The sequence below is a fragment of the Chloroflexota bacterium genome (assembly GCA_013152435.1).
In the GTDB taxonomy this organism is placed as follows: Bacteria; Chloroflexota; Anaerolineae; order DUEN01; family DUEN01; genus DUEN01.
In genome coordinates, this window is record JAADGJ010000058.1 from 25,843 (window position 1) to 45,594 (window position 19,752).

At 65.3% G+C, this 19,752-nt stretch carries 18 protein-coding genes; 14 read left to right on the top strand and 4 right to left on the bottom strand.

Going from position 1 to position 19,752, the window contains the following annotated elements:
- Nucleotides 1-3 precede the first annotated feature (3 nt).
- From nusB to GXP39_07285, 10 genes are all read left to right on the top strand, one after another.
- Nucleotides 4-453, top strand: a complete 450-nt coding sequence (gene nusB, locus GXP39_07240) for a transcription antitermination factor NusB (protein NOZ27832.1) — start codon at nucleotides 4-6, stop codon at nucleotides 451-453.
- 17 nt (nucleotides 454-470) lie between these two features.
- Complete coding sequence (tatB, locus tag GXP39_07245) at nucleotides 471-1,358, top strand: twin-arginine translocase subunit TatB (protein ID NOZ27833.1); 888 nt, start codon at nucleotides 471-473, stop codon at nucleotides 1,356-1,358.
- A 3-nt stretch (nucleotides 1,359-1,361) separates the two neighbouring features.
- A complete protein-coding gene (gene tatC, locus GXP39_07250; GenBank protein NOZ27834.1) occupies nucleotides 1,362-2,129 on the top strand; it encodes a twin-arginine translocase subunit TatC in 768 nt (255 codons plus the stop codon).
- Entirely contained in the window at nucleotides 2,126-2,824 is a 699-nt protein-coding gene (locus tag GXP39_07255; GenBank protein ID NOZ27835.1) for a cyclase family protein, read from the top strand. The genes tatC and GXP39_07255 overlap by 4 nt, the downstream gene beginning before the upstream one ends.
- A gap of 27 nt (nucleotides 2,825-2,851) precedes the next feature.
- The gene (locus GXP39_07260) at nucleotides 2,852-4,189 is read left to right on the top strand and encodes a GTPase (GenBank protein NOZ27836.1); all 1,338 of its coding nucleotides are present in this window, start codon (nucleotides 2,852-2,854) and stop codon (nucleotides 4,187-4,189) included.
- A gap of 287 nt (nucleotides 4,190-4,476) precedes the next feature.
- Entirely contained in the window at nucleotides 4,477-5,301 is an 825-nt protein-coding gene (larE, locus tag GXP39_07265) for an ATP-dependent sacrificial sulfur transferase LarE (GenBank protein ID NOZ27837.1), read from the top strand.
- Entirely contained in the window at nucleotides 5,298-6,098 is an 801-nt protein-coding gene (larB, locus tag GXP39_07270; protein NOZ27838.1) for a nickel pincer cofactor biosynthesis protein LarB, read from the top strand. Before larE ends, larB begins: the two co-directional genes overlap by 4 nt.
- 2 nt (nucleotides 6,099-6,100) lie before the next feature.
- A complete protein-coding gene (larC, locus tag GXP39_07275; protein ID NOZ27839.1) occupies nucleotides 6,101-7,309 on the top strand; it encodes a nickel pincer cofactor biosynthesis protein LarC in 1,209 nt (402 codons plus the stop codon).
- A 35-nt stretch (nucleotides 7,310-7,344) separates the two neighbouring features.
- Nucleotides 7,345-9,240, top strand: a complete 1,896-nt coding sequence (locus GXP39_07280; protein NOZ27840.1) for a S8 family serine peptidase — start codon at nucleotides 7,345-7,347, stop codon at nucleotides 9,238-9,240.
- Between the two features lie 14 nt (nucleotides 9,241-9,254).
- Nucleotides 9,255-10,133 (top strand): alpha/beta fold hydrolase, encoded by an 879-nt coding sequence (locus tag GXP39_07285; protein NOZ27841.1) that lies wholly within the window; start codon nucleotides 9,255-9,257, stop codon nucleotides 10,131-10,133.
- Nucleotides 10,134-10,199: 66 nt separating this feature from the next.
- On the opposite strand, the gene GXP39_07290 is transcribed toward GXP39_07285, so the two are convergent.
- From GXP39_07290 to GXP39_07305, 4 genes are all read right to left on the bottom strand, one after another.
- Nucleotides 10,200-10,901 (bottom strand): peroxiredoxin, encoded by a 702-nt coding sequence (locus GXP39_07290; GenBank protein ID NOZ27842.1) that lies wholly within the window; start codon nucleotides 10,899-10,901, stop codon nucleotides 10,200-10,202.
- 455 nt (nucleotides 10,902-11,356) lie between these two features.
- Nucleotides 11,357-12,571: an aminotransferase class I/II-fold pyridoxal phosphate-dependent enzyme gene (locus GXP39_07295; GenBank protein ID NOZ27843.1), complete on the bottom strand. Its 1,215-nt coding sequence runs from the start codon at nucleotides 12,569-12,571 to the stop codon at nucleotides 11,357-11,359.
- 473 nt (nucleotides 12,572-13,044) lie between these two features.
- The gene (locus GXP39_07300) at nucleotides 13,045-13,644 is read right to left on the bottom strand and encodes a response regulator (protein ID NOZ27844.1); all 600 of its coding nucleotides are present in this window, start codon (nucleotides 13,642-13,644) and stop codon (nucleotides 13,045-13,047) included.
- Nucleotides 13,644-15,383, bottom strand: coding sequence for an MEKHLA domain-containing protein (locus GXP39_07305; protein NOZ27845.1), 1,740 nt, complete (start codon nucleotides 15,381-15,383; stop codon nucleotides 13,644-13,646). Before GXP39_07305 ends, GXP39_07300 begins: the two co-directional genes overlap by 1 nt.
- A gap of 509 nt (nucleotides 15,384-15,892) precedes the next feature.
- Here GXP39_07305 and GXP39_07310 point away from each other — a divergent pair.
- The 4 genes from GXP39_07310 to rbsB all read left to right on the top strand — a co-directional run bounded on the left by GXP39_07310 (nucleotide 15,893) and on the right by rbsB (nucleotide 19,479).
- A complete protein-coding gene (locus GXP39_07310; GenBank protein NOZ27846.1) occupies nucleotides 15,893-16,882 on the top strand; it encodes a LacI family transcriptional regulator in 990 nt (329 codons plus the stop codon).
- An 82-nt stretch (nucleotides 16,883-16,964) separates the two neighbouring features.
- Entirely contained in the window at nucleotides 16,965-17,360 is a 396-nt protein-coding gene (gene rbsD / locus GXP39_07315) for a D-ribose pyranase (GenBank protein ID NOZ27847.1), read from the top strand.
- Nucleotides 17,361-17,368: 8 nt separating this feature from the next.
- Nucleotides 17,369-18,394: an ABC transporter permease gene (locus tag GXP39_07320; protein ID NOZ27848.1), complete on the top strand. Its 1,026-nt coding sequence runs from the start codon at nucleotides 17,369-17,371 to the stop codon at nucleotides 18,392-18,394.
- A 125-nt stretch (nucleotides 18,395-18,519) separates the two neighbouring features.
- Nucleotides 18,520-19,479 carry a ribose ABC transporter substrate-binding protein RbsB gene (rbsB, locus tag GXP39_07325; GenBank protein NOZ27849.1) on the top strand — a complete coding sequence of 320 codons (960 nt, stop codon included), beginning with the start codon at nucleotides 18,520-18,522 and terminating at the stop codon, nucleotides 19,477-19,479.
- Nucleotides 19,480-19,752: the final 273 nt, after the last annotated feature.

A 19,752-nucleotide genomic window follows, 5' to 3' on the forward strand; every position in this document is an offset into this window, starting at 1 on the left:
CGGATGGCTGTACTCCAGGCCCTGTTCGAGATCGACCTGGCAGGGCACGATCCGGAATCCGTGCTGGCAGAGCGGCTCCATCACATGAATCTGCCCCCTGCCGGTCAACAATTCGCCCGTCATCTGCTCCACGGCGTGCTGACCCACCAGGACGCGCTGGATCGCATCATCGCCCGTTACGCTCCGGAATGGCCGGTGGAACAGATCGCAGCCATCGACCGGAACATCCTGCGCATGGCGCTGTATGAGCTCGCCGATAAGAACGATGTCCCCGTCAAGGTCGCCATCAACGAGGCGATCGAGCTGGCGAAGATCTTCGGAAGCGATGCCAGCCCGCGATTCATCAACGGCGTCCTGGGCTCCGTGGTAGCCCATGAGCGGGAGCTCACGCTCCCTCGCTCAGAAGAGGACGGGGAGTCGCCTGAGGCGATGGAGAAGTCCTCCTCGAGTTGAGAGGGAAATGGGATAAGATGAATATATTCGGCGTTGGACCTTGGGAATTGATCCTGGTGGCGGTTCTGGCCCTGATCTTCATCGGGCCCGAAAAGCTACCCGAAGTGATGCGCCAGATCGGGCGTGTGGCCGGTGAGCTGCGTCGCATGTCGGCGGAGTTCACGGCCGAGTTCCAAGAGGAGCTGGCCCCATTCCAGGAACTGCGCGACGAATTGACCCTGGCCCCTCAGACTCAGAACAAGCGCAACGGCCAGGAGGCGAAGGAGACGCAAGAGGAGTCGAAAGAGGCCCCTGAGGAGACCTCCGCGTCAGCCAGTGAGGCGGAGAAGGTAGCCGCCCAATCCCTGGCCACCGAGAAGGAGCCCACCGAAGAGGAGCCTCAGACAACATCCCCGGAGGAAGAGGAGGGCACCGCCGCGTCGGCCGAGGAGCCCGCCCAGGCGGCCCCATCCGAGGAGCCGACGGAGCCATCCGCGCCGGCCGAGGCGGCCGTCGAGGAGGAGGCGCCGTCGGCCGATGCAGGGGAGACGCCGACCGGGGAGGGAGAGCAAGCGGAGGAGGCGACATCCGCTCCGGACGAGCCCGAACAGCCCGCCGAAGCCCTCCCTCAGGATGAGCCCATTGCCGAATCCGCTCCCCCCGCCGAAGCCGAAGGGGAACCGGCCGAAGAGGCGAGGGACGAGGGCGCCGAACCCGCCGGTCACGTAGCTTCGGCGGAGGACGCACCCGAGGCAGAGGAGGAAGCGACGCCGACCGAGGAACACCCCGTGACCCCGCCCCAGGAGGAGGAGGTTTCCTCGACCGGGCCTGACGCGTCGAAGGGGGAGGACGCCTCCTTCGAACAGGCTTCCGCGGAGGAGCCGCAGGAAGCAGTAGAACCGACTTCTTCTGAGGTGACGGAGTAGTCCATGTCCGCTAATGACGAACTCCAGATGACCGTCCTTGAACATTTGATGGAGCTGCGCGAGCGCATCGTCAAGGCCGGTCTAGCGCTGATCGGAGGGATGTTCGTCGGCGTCTTCTTCGCCCGCCGATTCCTGGAGCTGCTGGTCTCTCCACTCGGGCAGCAGGGAACCATCCAATCGCTGAAGCCCGCAGAGAACATCATCGTCTTCTTCAAGGTCGCCCTGATCCTGGGCACCGTGATCGCCATGCCGGTGATCTTCTACCAGTTCATGGCGTTCATCATGCCCGGCCTCACCAAGGAGGAGAAGCGGGCGCTGCTGCGCATCATCCCGGCGGCCACGTTGCTCTTCGCCCTGGGCGTGGGCTTTGGCGCGTTCGTCATTCTGCCCTTCACGCTCGGCTACCTGCAGACGTTCCTCAGCGACATCATCAAGCCCAATTATTCCGTCGAGTATTACATCGCCTTCGTCACCAACTTCACGCTGGCCATCGGTGGCGCGTTCGAGACGCCGCTGGTCATCGCCTTTCTGGCCCGGCTGGGGTTCGTGAGCCCAGATGGCCTGCGCAAGGGACGGCGATACGCCATCGTGGTGATCGCCATCCTGGCAGCCGTCATCACCCCCACGCCGGATCCCTTCAACATGATGCTGGTGATGGCCCCGCTGCTGCTGCTGTATGAGTTCGGCATCATCCTGGCGCGCTTCAGCTACAAGCCTCGCCCCGGGTTCACCAGCGACGAGGCGGAAACAGGAGGACAGACGAGCCATTGAAGTGGTGGCGTCACGTTGTAGATCTCAGCCATCCCATATCTCCTGAGATACCCGTCTGGCCGGGCGACCCTCGCCCGGCCTTTACCACTCTGGCGACCATCGCCGGGCACGGATACGCGCTGCGTGAGATCCACATCGGCGAGCACACCGGGACTCACGTGGGCACGGCCGCGCACCTACAGCCCGGCGGGATCACGGTGGATCAGCTGGAGCCGGAGGACCTGATCGCCCCGGCCGCGGTCCTGGATGTGCGCGAGCAGGTTCTCTCTGACCCCGATTTCACCCTCTCCGTGGAGGATGTGCGCGCCTGGGAGACGCGACACGGCCGCGTGCCTCCCGACTCCCTCGTCCTCATGGCGACGGGCTGGGACGCCCGCTGGCCGGATCCCACGGCGTACCTGAACGCAGACGACCAGGGCGTCATGCATTTCCCCGGCTTCGCGCCGCAGACGGTCACCTGGCTCGTCGAGGAGCGTCACGTGCGCGGTCTGGGGATCGACACGCCCGGGATCGACCCCGGGCGCGACGCGGGCCTGCAGAGCAACCGCCGCCTGCTGCGAGGGCGACACATCCACCTGGAGAACCTGACCCGGCTCACGGGGCTTCCCCCGCTCGGCGCGTGGGTGGTCATCGGCGCCCTGCCCTGGGTGGGAGGGACGGGCAGCCCTGCCCGCGTGCTGGCTCTGATCCCATAACGCAGACATTACGACAAGGAGGTTCCCATGGCAAAGGCGCCTGAACATCCCATTCATGTGTTGATCATGGGCGCGGCGGGCCGCGACTTCCACAACTTCAACGTCTACTTCCGGGACAATCCACGCTATCGCGTGGTCGCCTTTACGGCCGCGCAGATCCCGAACATCGAGGGGCGACGCTATCCTCCCGAGCTGGCGGGGGCGCTCTACCCACAGGGCATCCCGATCTACCCCGAGGACGAGCTGGAGCGCCTGATCCGGGATCTGGACGTGCATCAGGTCGTCTTCGCCTACAGCGACGTCTCCCATGAGTACGTGATGCATCGGGCATCGGAGGCGCTGGCGATGGGGGCCGACTTCCGGCTCATGGGGCCAGATGCGACGATGCTCCCGGCCCAAAAGCCGGTGGTGGCCGTTTGCGCCGCCCGCACAGGCAGCGGGAAGTCCCAGACGACGCGTCGCGTATGCGAGATCCTGCGCGCCCACGGCCGGAGCGTTGTGGTCGTGCGCCACCCCATGCCCTATGGCGACCTGGCCGCGCAGGCGTGCCAGCGATTCGCCACATACGAGGATCTGGACCGTTACCAGTGCACCATCGAGGAGCGGGAGGAGTACGAGCCCCACCTGGACCGGGGGATCGTCGTCTACGCCGGCGTGGACTACGCCCGCATCCTGCGAGAGGCGGAGCAAGAGGCCGACATCGTCGTGTGGGACGGCGGGAACAACGACCTTCCGTTCTTCCGGCCCGACCTGCACATCGTGGTCGTGGACCCCCACCGCGCGGGCCATGAGGTGCGCTACTACCCGGGCGAGACCAATGTCCGCATGGCGGATGTGATCGTCATCAACAAGATCGACACAGCCGCCCCGGAGGGGATCGATCAGGTGCGGCGAAACGTTCGGCAGGTGAACCCCGAGGCGACGATCGTGGAGGCGGCATCCCCGATCTTCGTGGAGGACCCGGCCGCGATCCAGGGCAAGCGCGTGCTGGTCATCGAGGATGGCCCGACCCTGACCCATGGGGAGATGGCCTATGGCGCCGGCTTCCTCGCCGCCCGTCGATTCGGCGCGGCGGAGATCATCGATCCCAGACCCTATGCGGTGGGCTCCATCGTGGAGACTTATGAACGGTACCCGACGACCGGCCCCGTGCTGCCCGCCATGGGGTACGGCCGGGAGCAGATCGCCGAGCTGGAGGCCACCATCGAGCGCGTTCCCTGCGATCTGGTGATCGTGGCCACCCCCATCGACCTGAGCCGGGTCGCCCGTATCCATCATCCGACGCAGCGGGTCCGCTATGAGCTGCAGGAGATCGGGCAGCCCACCCTGGAATCGATCCTCTCCGCCTGGCTGGAGCGGGTATAACCAGCTCCCCCCGGGAGCAAAAGAGGCCCTGGCGGTCGCTGGATCTCCTCCCCCAGAGGTGGATCGTTTGAGACAAATGAGCGATTATGATAGAATCCGCCTGGCGCACAGGACCGGGCAGCACCGCATCGAGAGGTAAGTTGGGAAGGAGGCAGCACCATCGTCGTATCGCTTGGAGGAAACGGAATCGGTGTAGCGGGACCTGGAACGAAAACGAGACAGCAGAGTCGGAGGAATTCATGCAGAACACAGCTTCCTTGGTGAGTGAGCGGGTGATGAGTGGCGAGATGAGCCGACCGGCCGATCTGGATGAGCGGCGGGCGGAGTTGGAGCGCATCATCGACGAGATGGGACGGGTGATCGTCGCGTTCTCGGCCGGCGTGGACAGCACGCTGGTGCTGAAGGTGGCCCATGATCGTCTGGGCGACAACGCGTTGGGAGTGACGGCGGTCTCCCCCAGCCTGCCCCAGGCGGAGCTGGAGGAGGCCATCGAGCTCGCCCGGCTGATCGGCGCGCGCCATCGGCTGTTGGAGACCGACGAGATGAGCGATCCGAACTACGCGGCCAACCCCTTCAACCGCTGCTACTTCTGTAAGACGGAGCTGTACGAGGAGCTCCTGGAGCTGGCGGAGCGCGAGGGATACCGGTATATCCTCAACGGCGCCAACCTGGACGACGTGGGGGACTATCGGCCGGGCGAGGAGGCCGCCCGCGAGCACAACGTGCGCAGCCCCCTGCGCGAGGCGGGGCTGACGAAGGCTCATGTGCGAGCGCTGGCCCGCGAGCTGGGCCTGCCCAACTGGAACAAGCCGGCCATGGCCTGCCTCAGCTCCCGGCTGCCGTACGGCACGCGCATCACGCGAGAGGTCCTGAGCCAGGTGGAGCAGGCCGAGCAGTACCTGCGCAGCCTGGGCTTTCGCCAGCTGCGGGTCCGCCATCACGGCGATCTCGCCCGCATCGAGGTGGAGCGCCCGGATCTGCCGCGCCTGATCGAGCTGGGGGAGGAGATCGGCCGAGAGCTGAAGCGCATCGGGTACACGTACGTCACGGCCGACCTGATCGGGTTCCGCTCGGGAAGCATGAACGAGTCGATGAAAAAGAACGGAAGATGAGCCACGCGTTGGACACCGATGGGAAGGCCGCCGGCCTCCACAGCCGTGACGGCCTCTACGAGCTGTTGGAGCGCGTGCGCGCCGGGGAGATCAGCCTGGAAAAGGCGGCCGATCTGTTGGCAGGCTGGCCCACAGATGATCTGGGATTCGCCCGCGTGGACCACGCGCGCAGCCTGCGGCAGGGCATGCCCGAGGTCGTGTTCGCCGAGGGGAAGACGCCGGAGCAGGTGGCCAGCATCATGCGCCGCATCGCGGAGGGAGCGGGGGCGGCCCTGGCCACCCGGGCCAGCCGCGAGGCGTTCGAGGCCACACAGGCGCTCGTGCCCGCCGCCCAATATCATCCCCTGTCCCGCGTCATCACCGTGGGCGGGCCGTTGCGCCAGCCGGACGAGGACGCCGGGCTCGCCCTCATCGTCAGCGCGGGCACGTCCGATCTCCCGGTCGCCGAGGAGGCGGCGCTGACGGCCTGGTTTCTGGGCGCTCGCGTGGAGCGGGTACACGATGTGGGCGTATCCGGCTTGCACCGATTGCTGGCCGCTCGGGATCAACTCCTGAGCGCCCGGGTGATCGTCGTGGTGGCCGGGATGGAGGGAGCGCTGCCCAGCGTGGTCGGCGGCCTGGTCTCCTGTCCGGTCATCGCCGTGCCCACCAGCGTGGGCTACGGGGCCAGCTTCGGCGGTCTGGCCGCCCTGCTGGCCATGCTGAACTCCTGCGCGCCCGGCGTAGCCGTCGTGAACATCGACAACGGCTTCGGAGCGGGGGTGTTGGCCTATCGGATCGCGTCGGGAGGAAATTGAGCATGCGCATCGCCTACTTCGATGTCTTCGTGGGAGCCAGCGGCGATATGATCCTGGGAGCCCTGGTGGATGCAGGGCTCCCTTTGGCGTTTCTTCAGGACGTTGTGGAGCGGCTGCACCTGCCGGAGCCAGTCCACATCGAGGCCCGCCCCGCCACACACCACAGCCTGCGCGGCACTCAGGTCGTCGTGCGCACGGCGGAATCCCACCACCACCGGGGGCTGTCAGACATCGCCGGGATCCTGGAGGCGGCCGATCTGGACCCCGCGATTCGCGAACGGGCTCTGGCCGTCTTTCAGCGACTGGCCGAGGCGGAGTCACGCGCGCACGGGACCCCCGTGGAAGAGGTGCATTTCCATGAGGTGGGCGCGCTGGATGCCATCGCGGACATCGTGGGAAGCGTCGCCGGCCTCCACGCCCTGGGGGTGAAGCAGGTGGTGTGCTCGCCGCTGCCCCTGTCCCATGGCCTGGGGCGCGGGTCGCACGGCCCACTGCCACTGCCCGCCCCGGGCACGCTGGCGCTGCTGGAGGGGGTGCCGGTGCGCGGGGTGGACATCGAGGGGGAGACGCTCACGCCGACGGGGGCGGCGCTACTGACCACGCTGGCCGACGCGTTCGGGCCCTGCCCGGACATGCAACTGGAACGGGTGGCCTACGGCGCGGGGCAGAAGACGTTCCCGGAGGCGCCGAACCTGCTCCGTCTCATGCTGGGCGAGGCGGAGACGCGCCCGGTAGCGTTCCAGGCGGAACATCTGCGGGAGCTGGAGGCCAACCTCGACGACATGAACCCGGAGTGGTTCGGGCCGCTGATCCAGACGCTCCTGGAGGAAGGAGCTTTGGACGTCTGGCTGACGCCTATCCAGATGAAGAAGGGCAGGCCGGGGACGCTACTGTCCGTCCTGGCCCGGCCGGAGGACGCCTCCCGACTGCGCGCCCGGATCTTCGCTGAGACGACCACCCTGGGCATCCGGGAGGCGGTTGTCGAGCGCTGGCCACTGCCACGGCGGATGGAGGTGGTGCAGACACCTTTCGGGGAGATCCGGGTGAAGCTGGCGGAGTTCGCCTCGGGCCGGTGGAAGGCATCCCCGGAGCACGACGATTGCCTGCGAGCCGCCCGAAAGGCCGGGGTCCCCGTGCGGGAGGTCTATCAGGCGGCCCTGGCGGCCGCGCTGGCACAGGATCTCATACAGCGTCGGGATTCCATGACGTAATCCGTTCGACACACGGTTGCGGAAGGCGTTCCCACATGAAACCCCTTGGTATGCTCATCGCCTGGTTGATGCTGTTCGGGCTGCTGACGGCGGGGGCTTCCCCCTCCCGGGCCTCCAACGGGGACCTGCCCGATCTCCGGCTCCCCCATGCCCCAGGAGAGCTGCTGGTCGGGCTACGGAATGTCCCCCTCCGGGCATCACCGGAGGCCCAGGTCACGGCTCTGGCCGCCGATCTGGACGCCGACGTGATGGAGCGAATCGACGCCCTGGGGATCGCCCGGCTGCGAGTGCCCGAGTCGCGGCTTGCCCTCGCGCTGTCCCGTCTGCGATCCGACCCTCGTGTGGACTGGGCCGAGCCCAACTACCTGTTCCGCCTCGACTTCACCCCCAACGATCCCCTGTATTCCTCGCATCAGGTGGCCTATCTGGGCCGGCTCAAGGTGGAGGATGCCTGGGACGTGACGACCGGACGATCCGACGTGATCATCGCCGTGCTGGACACCGGCGTGGACATGACCCATCCGGATCTGAAAGAGAGCATCTGGACCAATCCCGGCGAGGTGCCGGACAACGGGCTGGACGATGACGGCAATGGATTCGTGGATGATGTGCACGGATGGGACTTCGCCGATGAGGACAACGATCCATCCGACGATTATGGGCACGGGACCCACGTATCCGGCATCGCCGCCGCCCGGATCAACAACGCGGTGGGGATCGCCGGCATGGCCGGCGGGGCTACCATCATGCCGGTGGACGTATTCGGCGGCGGCATCGGCACTTACGCCGATCTGATCCAGGCCATCGTGTACGCCACCGACAACGGGGCGGACATCATTAATATGAGCCTGGGGGCGCTCTCGTACTCTCGGGGGGAGGAGGCCGCCGTGGAGTATGCCTGGCAGCGTGGGGTGATCCTGGTAGGCGCGGCCGGCAACTACGGCAACGGAGCGTGGCACTACCCCGCGGCACATGAGCACGTCATCGGCGTCGCCGCCACGGACGGAACCGATCGACGGGCCGGATTCTCCAGCTACGGGCCGTTCGTCTCGGTCAGCGCGCCCGGGCTGTCGATCATGTCGACGTATCGAGGCGGGCAGTACAACTATATGAGCGGCACCTCTATGGCCACGCCGCACGTCTCAGGGCTGGCCGCGCTGATCCTCTCCCGCAATCCCACGCTGAGCAACGCCCAGGTACGCTCGATCATCGAGTCCACCGCCGACGACCTGGGAGACCCGGGCTGGGATCCATACTACGGCCACGGTCGCATCAACGCAGGACGGGCCCTGGCCGCCGTCCCTGCGCCGCCGGATCCGCTGCCCACACCGGAGCCGAGGCCCACGCCGGAGCCGATCTGGCCCGCGGGCTGCGAGGATCTATTGCAGGAGGGGAGCTTTGAGACCTCGCCGTCAGCCGTGTGGCACCTGGAGGGCGAGGCCGACATCCGGGCGAGCGTGGCATACACCGGGACGCAGGCCCTCCACCTGGCGGGCGTGAGCGGGGCGAGCGGCGTGGCGTGGCAGGAGGTGCGCGTGCCGTTCACGATCACAGCGGCCACCCTGGCGTTCGCCTTCCGCATCGACAACCGAGACTTTCGCATCGGCCCGGATCCCAAGGACCCCTCGCGAGACCACCTGCGGGTGGAATTCCGAGATGCCGCGGGGGGATCCCTGATCTCACTGCTGCGCACGGGGAACGCCGCAGACACCGTGGCCGATGGGCTGCCATGGGATCAATACCTCTACATGCTGACCACCAGCGACCTGGCCGTGTTGCGTCAGGCCGGCCGGGTACGCCTGTCCTTCTACGGGGACAACGGGACGGACGATCTGCCCACCGATTTCTACATCGATAACGTCCGGTTCTGCGTGCAGACCACGCCATCGTCGCAGTGGCCTTATCATCTCTGGTTTGCCACAGTGGAATAGGCGGAGGCGATACGATGACATGGGCAGAGTTAGGGGATGTGCGACTCTGGTATGAGACGACAGGACAGGGTCCCCCGCTGGTGCTCCTGCACGGGTTGGGATCCAGCGGGGAGGACTGGTATCTGCAGAGATCCGACTTCTCGCCGTATTACCGGGTCATCACCCCGGATCTGCGTGGGCACGGCCGCACGGGATGGGACGGCCCAGCGCTCTCTCTGACCGTTGAGAACATGGCCGCCGATGTCGCCCGGCTCCTCGATCAGCTGGAGGCCTCGCCCGCACATGTCGTGGGGCTCTCCATGGGAGGCCTCGTCGCCCTGAGCCTGGCGTTGGACCACCCCGACTACGTGCGGAGCCTGGTGTTGGTGAACACCGGCGCCCGAATCCGGCCGCGTGGCCGGCGCCTTCTGCGCGGCCTCCAGCGCCTCGTCGCGCTCCTCCTCCACGGCCCTCAGGCGATGGCCCGGGTGATCGCTCAGGGCCTGTTCCCGGAGCCTCACCAGGTCTGGCTCCGCCAGGAGGCGGTCGCCCGCCTGGGACAGGTCCGCCCTCGCGCCTACCTGGCGGCCTTGTGGGCCGTGCTGCGCTTCGACGCGCGCCACCGGCTATCCGAGATCCGCTGCCCGACCCTGGTGGTGGCCGGTGCCCAGGACGACACCATCGGGCCGGAACCGCCACGGCAGCTGGCCGCGGGCATCCGCGGCGCCCGCCTTGAGGTCATCCCGCGCTCCCGACACGCGACGCCCGTGGACCAACCCGACGTGTTCAACCAGTTGGTGCTCGCGTTCCTGCGGGAGGTATCCGACGGCGCGAGCAGGGAACGAAAGGGCGCACCCTCCGCCCCGCGCGCAAGGGGCAGAATCTACACTCCGTCGAGGAGGATGGCGGGGTGAAACGAAAACGGGGCGACGCTTGCCGCGTCGCCCCGTGAGAGGGTCCACCAGACGGTCACCCTAGATTCACGTCTCGGGCTTCCATTCCTTCCAGACCTTGCCTACCAGGTCCGGCCCTGGCTTGAGGGTCGCCGCGCCAGGCTTCCATCCCGCAGGCGTGGCTTCCGTTCCCTCTGTCTCACGCACAAGCTGGAAAGCCTTGATCTGGCGGATCGTCTCGTCCAGGTTACGCCCCACAGCCGGGGTCAGGATCTCAATCGCCTGGATCACGCCATCGGGATCGATCAAGAACCGCCCACGCATCTCCACGCCAAGTTCTTCATCGTACACGCCATAGACCTCTCCGACGGTGCCCCCCGTATCCGAGGCCATCGGCCAGGGGATGCCGCCATCCACCATCAAAGAAAGCTCTTGCTCTTCCCATACCTTATGCACGTAAACACTGTCCACACTGACAGAGATGACTTGCACGCCGAGTTCTTCCAACTCCTTATGCCGGGCGGCAACTGCCGCCAATTCCGTCGCTCAGACGAATGTGAAATCGCCTGGATAGAAGCAAAGCAGAACCCACTTGCCCAAATGATCGGAGAGCTTCACCGTGGTGAACTCGCCCTGATAATAGGCTGGCGCCTCGAAATCGGGAGCTGGCCTACCTATACGCGCTTGCATCTTGATTCCCTCCTTGCTCGAAGACGTGGTCTCTTCTTCCGTCTTCCTCGGTTGACCGGTGACAAAAGCTCCTGTTGGTCTGGCACATCCTAATGCCATATACGTACTCCTTTCCAGGCGGCACCCTCTCGCCGAACATTATAAACGAAAATATTGATATTAACAAATGGAACAACTCATATCGGCAGCGTCGCGGCGCGACTATGGGGAAAGGCTCTCCGCTCCGGAGGCCGGGAAGACGCGAGGATACTCTTTCCACGATCGAGAGGAATGCGAACGGGGCAACGCGTGCGTTGCCCCATTGGTATCAAGGTAAGCGATACGGAAGCGTGGCCCCGTATCTCTGGGGTGGCTCGGAGGGGCTACCGCCCCCCCGAAGAAATCTATTTTCAGCCCCTCACCTGCCCCGTGGGGCCGGAGGCCACCGGCCAAAGCCCCAACCGGGCAGGGAAAAGGCGAGAAAAAGCGTTTTCCTGCGGAGGGGCTTCCCCTCCGCACCTCCCCTTTCAGGTGCGGCCGCCTGTGGAGGGAAAAAGCGCCCCACTCAAAAGGGGCTAACCGATCCGGGAGAGCGCCTGCTCCAGATCCGCCAGCAGATCATCCAGCGCCTCGACGCCCACGGAAAGACGCACCAGCTGGTCGGTGATGCCCAACGCCTCCCGGTCCTCGGGGGCCATCTCGTAGTAGCTCATCAGCGCGGGCTGCTCCACCAGGCTCTCCACGCCGCCGAAGCTGGGGGCGATACGGGGGATGCGCAGCGCGTCCACGAAACGCCGGGCGTCCTCGGCGCTGCCATCGATCTCGAACGAGATGAGGCCGCTAAAGCCGCGCATCTGGCGCGCGGCGATGGGATGATCCGGGTGCGACTCCAGCCCCGGATACCAGACCCGGCGCACCCGCGGGTGCTCCTCCAGGAACCGGGCGATGGCCATGGCGCTCGTGTTCTGACGCTCGATCCGCAGCTCCAGGGTCTTGAGCCCACGCAGGATCAGGTAAGCCACCGTCGGATCCACAACGGCCCCGAACATGGCCTGTGCCTCCCGCAGCGGCACGGTCAACCCGTCGCGCCCTATGACCACCCCGGCCAACAGGTCGTTGTGCCCGGCCAGGTACTTGGTCACGCTGTGGATGACCAGATCCGCTCCATAGCTCAGCGGCCTCAGATTGTAGGGGGTGGCGATGGTGCTGTCGATGATCGTGCCCACTCCATGGGCGCGGGCCAGGGAGACCACGCGCTCCAGGTCCAGCACCCGTAGGAACGGATTGGTGGGGGTTTCGGAGAAGATGTACCGGGTCTCCGGCCGGATGGCCTCCTCGATCGCCTGGTAGTCTCCCGAGGGGACCACGGTCACCTGCACCCCCCAACGTCGGAGATACAGGCGACAAAACGCTCGCGTGCGCCGATAGGCATCCGCCGTGACGATCAGATGATCCCCCGGTCGCAACAGGATCAGCAACGCCGTGGTGATGGCTGCCATGCCGGAGGAGACGAGGATCGCGTCCTCCCCCTCCTCCAGAGCGGCCAGCTTGGCCTCTGCGGCGCGCACGGTGGGATTGCCATATCGGCCATACTCCTGCCCCTGAGGCTTGTCCCAGAACATGCGCTCTTCCATGAATCGTTCCAACGCCTCGGAATCAGGGAAGGTGTAGGCCGACGTCTGAACGATCGGAGTCGTCACGCTGCTGTAGGGATTCCCGCGTGGCTCGCCAGCCTGCACGGCCCGCGTGCCAAAGCGCTCTCCAGTGCCGTCCTTCTCTTCCCAAGACATGAGTCCTCTCCATCCATGATCGGCTGACCGGTTATCGGACGCTTTCGCTCAACGCCCCCCACCCGGGGCTTCACCTCCCAGATCGGCGGCTTAAGCGTGTGCCTGAAAATTTACCAGCGAGGTGTCTGAGGGTCTCCCTCAACGATCAGCTCCACAGGGGGAGGTGTGGAGGCCCCCCCTCCACGGAAAACCCGCTTTTCCGGCCTGCACCTGCCTTTCTCGGCCCTTCCCGAAGGCCCCAGGCCGAGGCCGGGCAGGTCGAAGGCAGAAGAAGGACTTTTTCCGGAGGGGGCCCCACAGCAGAAGCAACGGCAATTCTCAGACACGCTCTCAGCGCGCCCAAAGGATACCCTCTCGGCCTCCTCTCCGATTCGGAAGGCCCCAACCCGACCCGGGATGACAGACAAAGGGCACCGGAGCCAGCGTCCTCCTCCGGACCCTGACCTAGGCTCCGATGCCCTTTCGCCATCCCGTTACATCATCTTGTCGGCTAGGATGATCGCCTCTGCCACCTCGCTGAGCTTTTTATTCAGATCCTGGCTACGACGCTGCATGCGCCGAAACGCCTCCTCCTCCGTCAGGTTCAAACGGCGCATCAGGATCCCTTTGGCCCGCTCGACCAGTTTGCGCGCCTCCAGCGCCTCGCGCAGGCTCTCCACCTCCTGGCGCAGCGCCTGGAACTGACGGAAACGCGTCATGGCCAGCGTGATCGCCGGCAGCAGGTCATCCTCCGACACCGGCTTCATGAGATAGGCGGAGATGTTCGTCTCGGCCGCACGCTGGGCCAGCTCCGCCTCGCTATAAGCGGTGAGCAGGATGATGGGAATGGGCCTCTCCCGCGTGATGACCTCCGCCGCCTCAATCCCATCCATCACCGGCATCTTGATGTCCATGATGACCAAGTCCGGCTGTAGACGGCGCGCCAGCTCCACCGCCTCGCGGCCGTTGGCCGCCTCCCCGACGACCTGATAGCCCAGGTTCTGCAATTGCACTCGCAGACTGAGCACGCGAATGCTCTCGTCGTCGGCGATCAGTATGCGCAATGGCTCAACCGCGTGTCCGTCTTCACCCATCATTTGTAGAACACCAACTGCACCTCTGTTCCACGTCCATTCGCGCTTCCAAAACGCAACATGCCGTTCAGGTCCTTCTCCACCAGCGTGTGGGCGATCTGCAACCCCAGCCCCTTGCTGTGCTGCACATCAAAGCCGGGCGACAGCCCATGGCCATCGTCTCGGATGGTCACACGCACCTCGTTCCCGTCCTGCGCCAGCTCCACCAAGAGAGCGCCCCGGTCCAACCCCACGAACGCGTGCTCCAGGGCGTTGCTGATCAGCTCGTTCATGACCAACGCCAGCGCCGTGGCCTGCTTCGAGGGCAGATAGATGCTGGGGCCGCGCACCTCGGCGGTAATGCGCTGTCCGGGATGTACCAGGTGCTGGATGGAGATCTCGCACACCTGGCGCGCCAGCTCGGTGATATCCGTCAGCCGCAGCTGCTCCAGGGAAAGGAGCTGGTGCACCGCGGCGATGGATTTGATGCGAGTGATGCTATCACGCAGGCTCTGCCGGGCGTCAGGGCTGGCGCTCTGCGACATCTCCAGGGAAAGCAAATCCGCCACCGTCTGCAGGTTGTTCTTGATGCGATGATGCATCTCCTGGATGAGCGTCGAAAGGGCGGCGGCACGACGCGCCTCCTCCCGCAGCCGCATGTTCTCCAGGGCCACCCCCATCTGCCTGCCCAGGGAGCTCAACATGGTGAAATCGTCAGGCCGCAGCGCGCCCGGCTTCACCGCCCCCAGGTGCATCACCCCGATCAACTGGTCCGTCCCCCGCAACGGCACGGAGGCACAGGACTGGAATCCCAGCATCTGGCAGTTCGAGCGGCTCACCCGGGGGTCATCCTGCAGGTTGTCCACGACCATCGTCTCATCCCGGACGACGGCCAGGCCACACAGGCACTCCCCCGGCTTGACGACGCGCTCCAACACCGGACGTTCGGCCACCATGCCATGCGAGACCCGCAGGACCATCTCCTCCTTATCCGCGTCCCACAGGTACACCCGGCCCCCGTCCAGGTCCAGCACCTCCAGCAATCGGTCCAGCGCCCGCTTCAGGGCCTCATCGACGTCGAACGCCTGATTGATGGCCGCCGAGACGGCGTACAGCGCCATCAGCTCGCGGTTGCGCCGCTGAAGCTGACGTTGCATGGCACGGCGCCGGCTGATATCCCGCATCACGGCGGAGCTGCCGATCACCCGGCCGTCGGTGTCCCGAACCAGCGTATACGTCAAGTCGACGTGGATATGCCGGCCATCCTTCGCCACCCGCACCGTCTCATAATTGCGGATGTACCCCTCCTGATCGACGGCCGATCGGACCTGATCCCACTCCTCCGCGGCCTCGTCCGTGGGGGGAAGGAGGATGGTGAACGGCTGTCCCAACACCTCCTCCGGCGTGTAGCCGAAAATGGCCTGCGCCCCCCGGTTCCAACTCCGGATGATGTCTTGAGCGTCCAACCCGACGATGGCATCCGCGGAGTCGTTCGCGACCGTGGCCAGGAAGTGGACCCGTTCATACAGCTCGGACAGGCGCCGCTCCGCCTGGGTACGCAGATCCAAATCCCGGCGCAGGCGTCGCAACAACCACCAGGCGATGGCCGGCCCGACCACGCCGAAGGCCAGCGTCTCCGCCAGGAACCACGCCAGGCTGGTCGGACGCCCGCCCAACGCCCGACTGATGAATTGGTAAGCGATGACGAGCAAGCCCAGGGTGATCGGCCCGATCCACTGCAGCCGCCTCAAACGAGCCACCCAACGGGTCTCCTGCTGTAACGGCATATCCCCTCACACGCGCTCACGCCGACCAACCCACGCAGAGGTAAAGGCGTTCCGCCACTTCCCTTCACGGCGAGGAGGGCAACGGACGGTCCATCGTTCTCCTCAGAACCTCGCGCTCGACACATCTGAGCGCGAGGCCAGGGCGCTTTTCGATCCCACAACGGTTACGTCGACGCGTGGCCACATCGGGGAAGACGGCGCGGAGGAAACCGATACTCACCCACATCATCGCCATCCCGACCATCCCCAAGCCCTCTCTCCATGAATATCCCGAATTTATCTTACATGAACCATACTACTATGTCAACTATTCCCACGCGGGTGACCGGGCTTTTCAAAACTCCAACCTCCAGATAGCGGACGGTCTTCCCCCATGTGAACGGCGCCTGATTCCATTTGACCCTTTTCCCCCTTTCGCTTATAATGATAAAAACGTTTGCGCAATCGATTGCTTCCCGAGAGAAACCCGGAGTTCCCCACTCATGGCGACCATCAAAGACGTTGCGAAACGCGCTGGCGTCTCCGTCACCACCGTATCCCACGTCCTGAACGAGACGCGCTACGTCAGCCCGGAACTTGTAGCCCGGGTGTGGGAGGCCGTCGAAGCCCTGAACTACCAGCCCAATGCGGTTGCGCGCAGCCTGCGCCGTAAGCGCACCCACACCCTCGGCATGATTATCCCGGACAACTCCAACCCCTTCTTCGCCGAGGTGGCCCGGGGGATCGAAGACGTGTGCTTCGACCTGGGCTATAACGTGATCCTTTGCAACTCAGATCAGGATCCTCAAAAGGAGCGACGATACATCGATCTGCTCACGGAAAAGCGGGTAGATGGGATCGTCTTCGTCGCGGCCGGTGACCGGGCGGAGCATCTGGAGGCCGTCCTCACCCGACGCGTCCCGGTGGTGGTGATCGATCGAGAGCTACAGGATGTCCAATGCGACCGTGTGCTCACGGACAACCGAACCGGGGGGCGACAGGCCACGGAACATCTCATCCAGCGGGGTCGCACACGCATCGCCTGCATCGCCGGCCCCTCCGACGTGACGCCCAGTTGGGAGCGGGTCTGGGGCTACCAGGACGCCCTGACGGAGGCCGGCCTTCCCTTCGACGAGCAGTTGATCCGCCGAGGGAACTTCCAGGCCGCCAGTGGGTACAGGGCCATGCGTGAGCTCCTGGCGCTATCCGATCCACCCACGGGCGTCTTCGCCTGCAACGACATGATGGCGATCGGCGCCATCTGCGCCATCAGCGAGGCGGGATTGAGGATCCCGGAAGACATCGCCGTCGTCGGCTTCGACGACATCGCGCTGGCCTCCTACACCAATCCGCCCCTGACGACCGTCGCCCAGCCGCGTCAGGAGATCGGTCGGCTGGCCGCGGAGATGCTCATTGAACGCATCTCGAACCGGAGTCGCCCTCCTCAGCGGCACCTCCTGGAGACCTGGCTGGTCGTCCGTCAGTCCACATGAGGAGATATCCCCGACACCAGGCATATCGGCCAAGGCTACGCACCTATCAGCCCAGGCCGCCAGCTCAATGGAGAGGCTATCGATGAAAAAGCGAGGTCTGCTTCACCCGGAACTGAATCGCATCATCGCCGAACTGGGTCACACGGACACCATCGTCATCGCCGACGCGGGCCTGCCCATCCCACAGGGACCAACCCGGATCGACCTGGCCCTCATCGAGGGGGTTCCACCGTTTCTCACGGTGCTCGAGGCGATCTTGAAGGAGGTCCAGATTGAGGGGGCGACCATCGCCGAGGAGATGGAGGAGATCAGCCCGATCCTCTACGATCAGGTGGTGACGCTGATGGGTTCGACCCCGCTCCGCCGGGTGCCGCATGTCGTCTTTAAGGACCAGACGCGCCTCGCCCGCGCGGTGATCCGAACCGGAGAGTTCACCCCGTACGCGAACATCATTCTAGAGGCTGGTGTGATATTTTAGGTGAGACGATGCCATCAACCAACGGCGGAAAATCCTCCCAACTCGCGGCCGAAGTGGCCCAGCCCACCGACTCACCGACAGCCGGGGCCCAGGCCTCACGGGGGTGGCAGCAGCGCCTGCACGACTTCTTGAGCCGCTTCGGGCTGGTGCTATCCTTCGGCCTGCTGGTCTTCGTCCTGACGCTGCTGTCGGATCGCTTCCTCACCGTCTCCAACACGGTGAACATCCTCCGACAGGCAGCCATCAACGGCATCATCTCCGTCGGGATGACGTATGTCATCCTCACGGCCGGCATCGACCTGTCCGTCGGCGCCGTGCTGGCCCTGGCCAACGTCATCGTCGCCGATTTCCTGGTGCAGGGCGGTCATCCGGGCCTGGCCATCCTCCTGGGCCTGGCGATCGGATCCGGGTTCGGGCTGGTCAACGGGCTCTTCACCACCCGTTTCGGGGTGCCCCCCTTCATCGTCACCCTGGGCACCATGACCATCGCCCGCGGCCTGGCCCTGACCTATACCCAGGGTCAACCCATCACCGGGCTGCCGGAGGGCTTCCGTTTCATGGGCACCGGCTCCCTGGGCCCCCTCCCGATGCCCATCGTGCTCATGATCCTGACGTTCGCCGTAGGCTATTTCGTCCTGAACCGCACCACCCTTGGCGCCTACATCTATGCGCTGGGGAATAATCCCACCGCCGCCCGCTTCGCCGGCATCCCGGTGAATCGCTACACATCCCTGGTGTACATCATCAGCGGTGGGCTCTCCGCCCTGGCCGGGATGATCCTGATCGCCCGCCTGAACTCGGCACAGCCAACCGCAGGGCTCGGCTATGAATTCGACGCCATCGCGGCGGTGGTCGTGGGCGGCACCAGCCTGGCCGGGGGGCAGGGAGGATTGGGGGGCACGCTGCTCGGCGTGCTGATCATCCAGGTCCTGAACAACGGCCTGAACCTCCTCAACGTCTCCTCGTTTTACCAACAGGTCGTCCAGGGCGTGGTGATCGCCCTGGCGCTGCTGTGGCATCGCGCGTTCCGCTGATACCACGAGCGATCACACAGAAAGGAGGATCACGGGAAGATTCACTCAATCAGAGACCGTCGATACGCCATCGGGCCGAATGGCCCTGACATGAAAAACCCAGTATCGAAAAAGGAGGTAGCACCATGAATCGCCGATGGTCATTTACGCTGGTCGCTCTAACGCTTATCGTAGGGCTCCTGGTCGCTTGTGCGCCGCCCACAGCGGCACCGGCACCGCAGGAGAAGCCGGCCGAGCAGCCGAAGCCCGAAAAGATCACGCTGGGGCTCTCCCTCTCCACGCTGAACAACCCGTTCTTCGTCACGCTGCAGGAGGGAGCTCAGAAGGCGGCCGATGAGTTGGGCGTGGAGCTCATCGTGGTGGACGCCCAGGATGATCCGGCCAAGGAGGCCACCAATCTGGAGGACCTGATCCAGCGCGGTGTCGACGCCCTGCTGATCAACCCCACCGATGCGGACGCCGTGGTCCCCAGCGTGCAGAAGGCTAACGAGGCAGGCATCCCCGTTCTGACGGTGGACCGCTCGGCCAGCGGCGGTGAGGTCGTGTCCCACATCGCCTCAGACAATGTGGCGGGCGGCCGCATGGCGGCAGAGTTCCTCTGCAACGCCCTGAACGGCAAGGGCAAGGTCGTCGAGCTGGAGGGCATCCCCGGCACCTCGGCCGCACGCGATCGAGGTAAGGGCTTCAATGACTACATGAAGGAGAAGTGCCCCGATATCGAGATCGTGGCGCGCCAGACGGCGAACTTCAACCGGGCCGAGGGACTCTCCGTCTTCGAGAACATCCTCCAGGCCCAGCCGGAGATCGACGGCGTCTTCGCCCACAACGATGAGATGATCCTCGGCGCCATCCAGGCGGCCCAGGCCGCAGGTCGCGCCGATGAGATCATCTTCGTCGGCTTCGACGCCATCGACGACGCGGTACAGGCGGTGAAGGACGGCACGCTGGCCGCGACCATCGCCCAGCAGCCGGCGGAGATGGGCCGGTTGGCCGTGGAGACCGCCGTCAAGTACCTGAACGGCGAGCAGGTGCCCGACTTCATCCCGGTGCCCCTGCAGCTCGTGACGGCTGAGACGGTGAAGTAACCTTCGACGCGATAGATGGCTGGGCGGTCGGATCGGTCGGCCGCCCAGCCCATCCTCTGCGGTCTCAGAGTGTGTCTGAGAAATGCCGTTGCTTCTGCTGTGGGGAAGCCCGGGGGGGCTCCGCCCCTCCGGAAAAAGCCCTTCTTCTGCCTTCGACCTGCCTGGCCTCGGCCTAGGTCCTTTGGGAAGGGCCGAGAAAGGCAGGTGCAGGCCGGAGAAGCGGGTTTTCCGTGGATGGGTCCTCCCCTCCACACCTCCCCCTGTGGAGTTAGT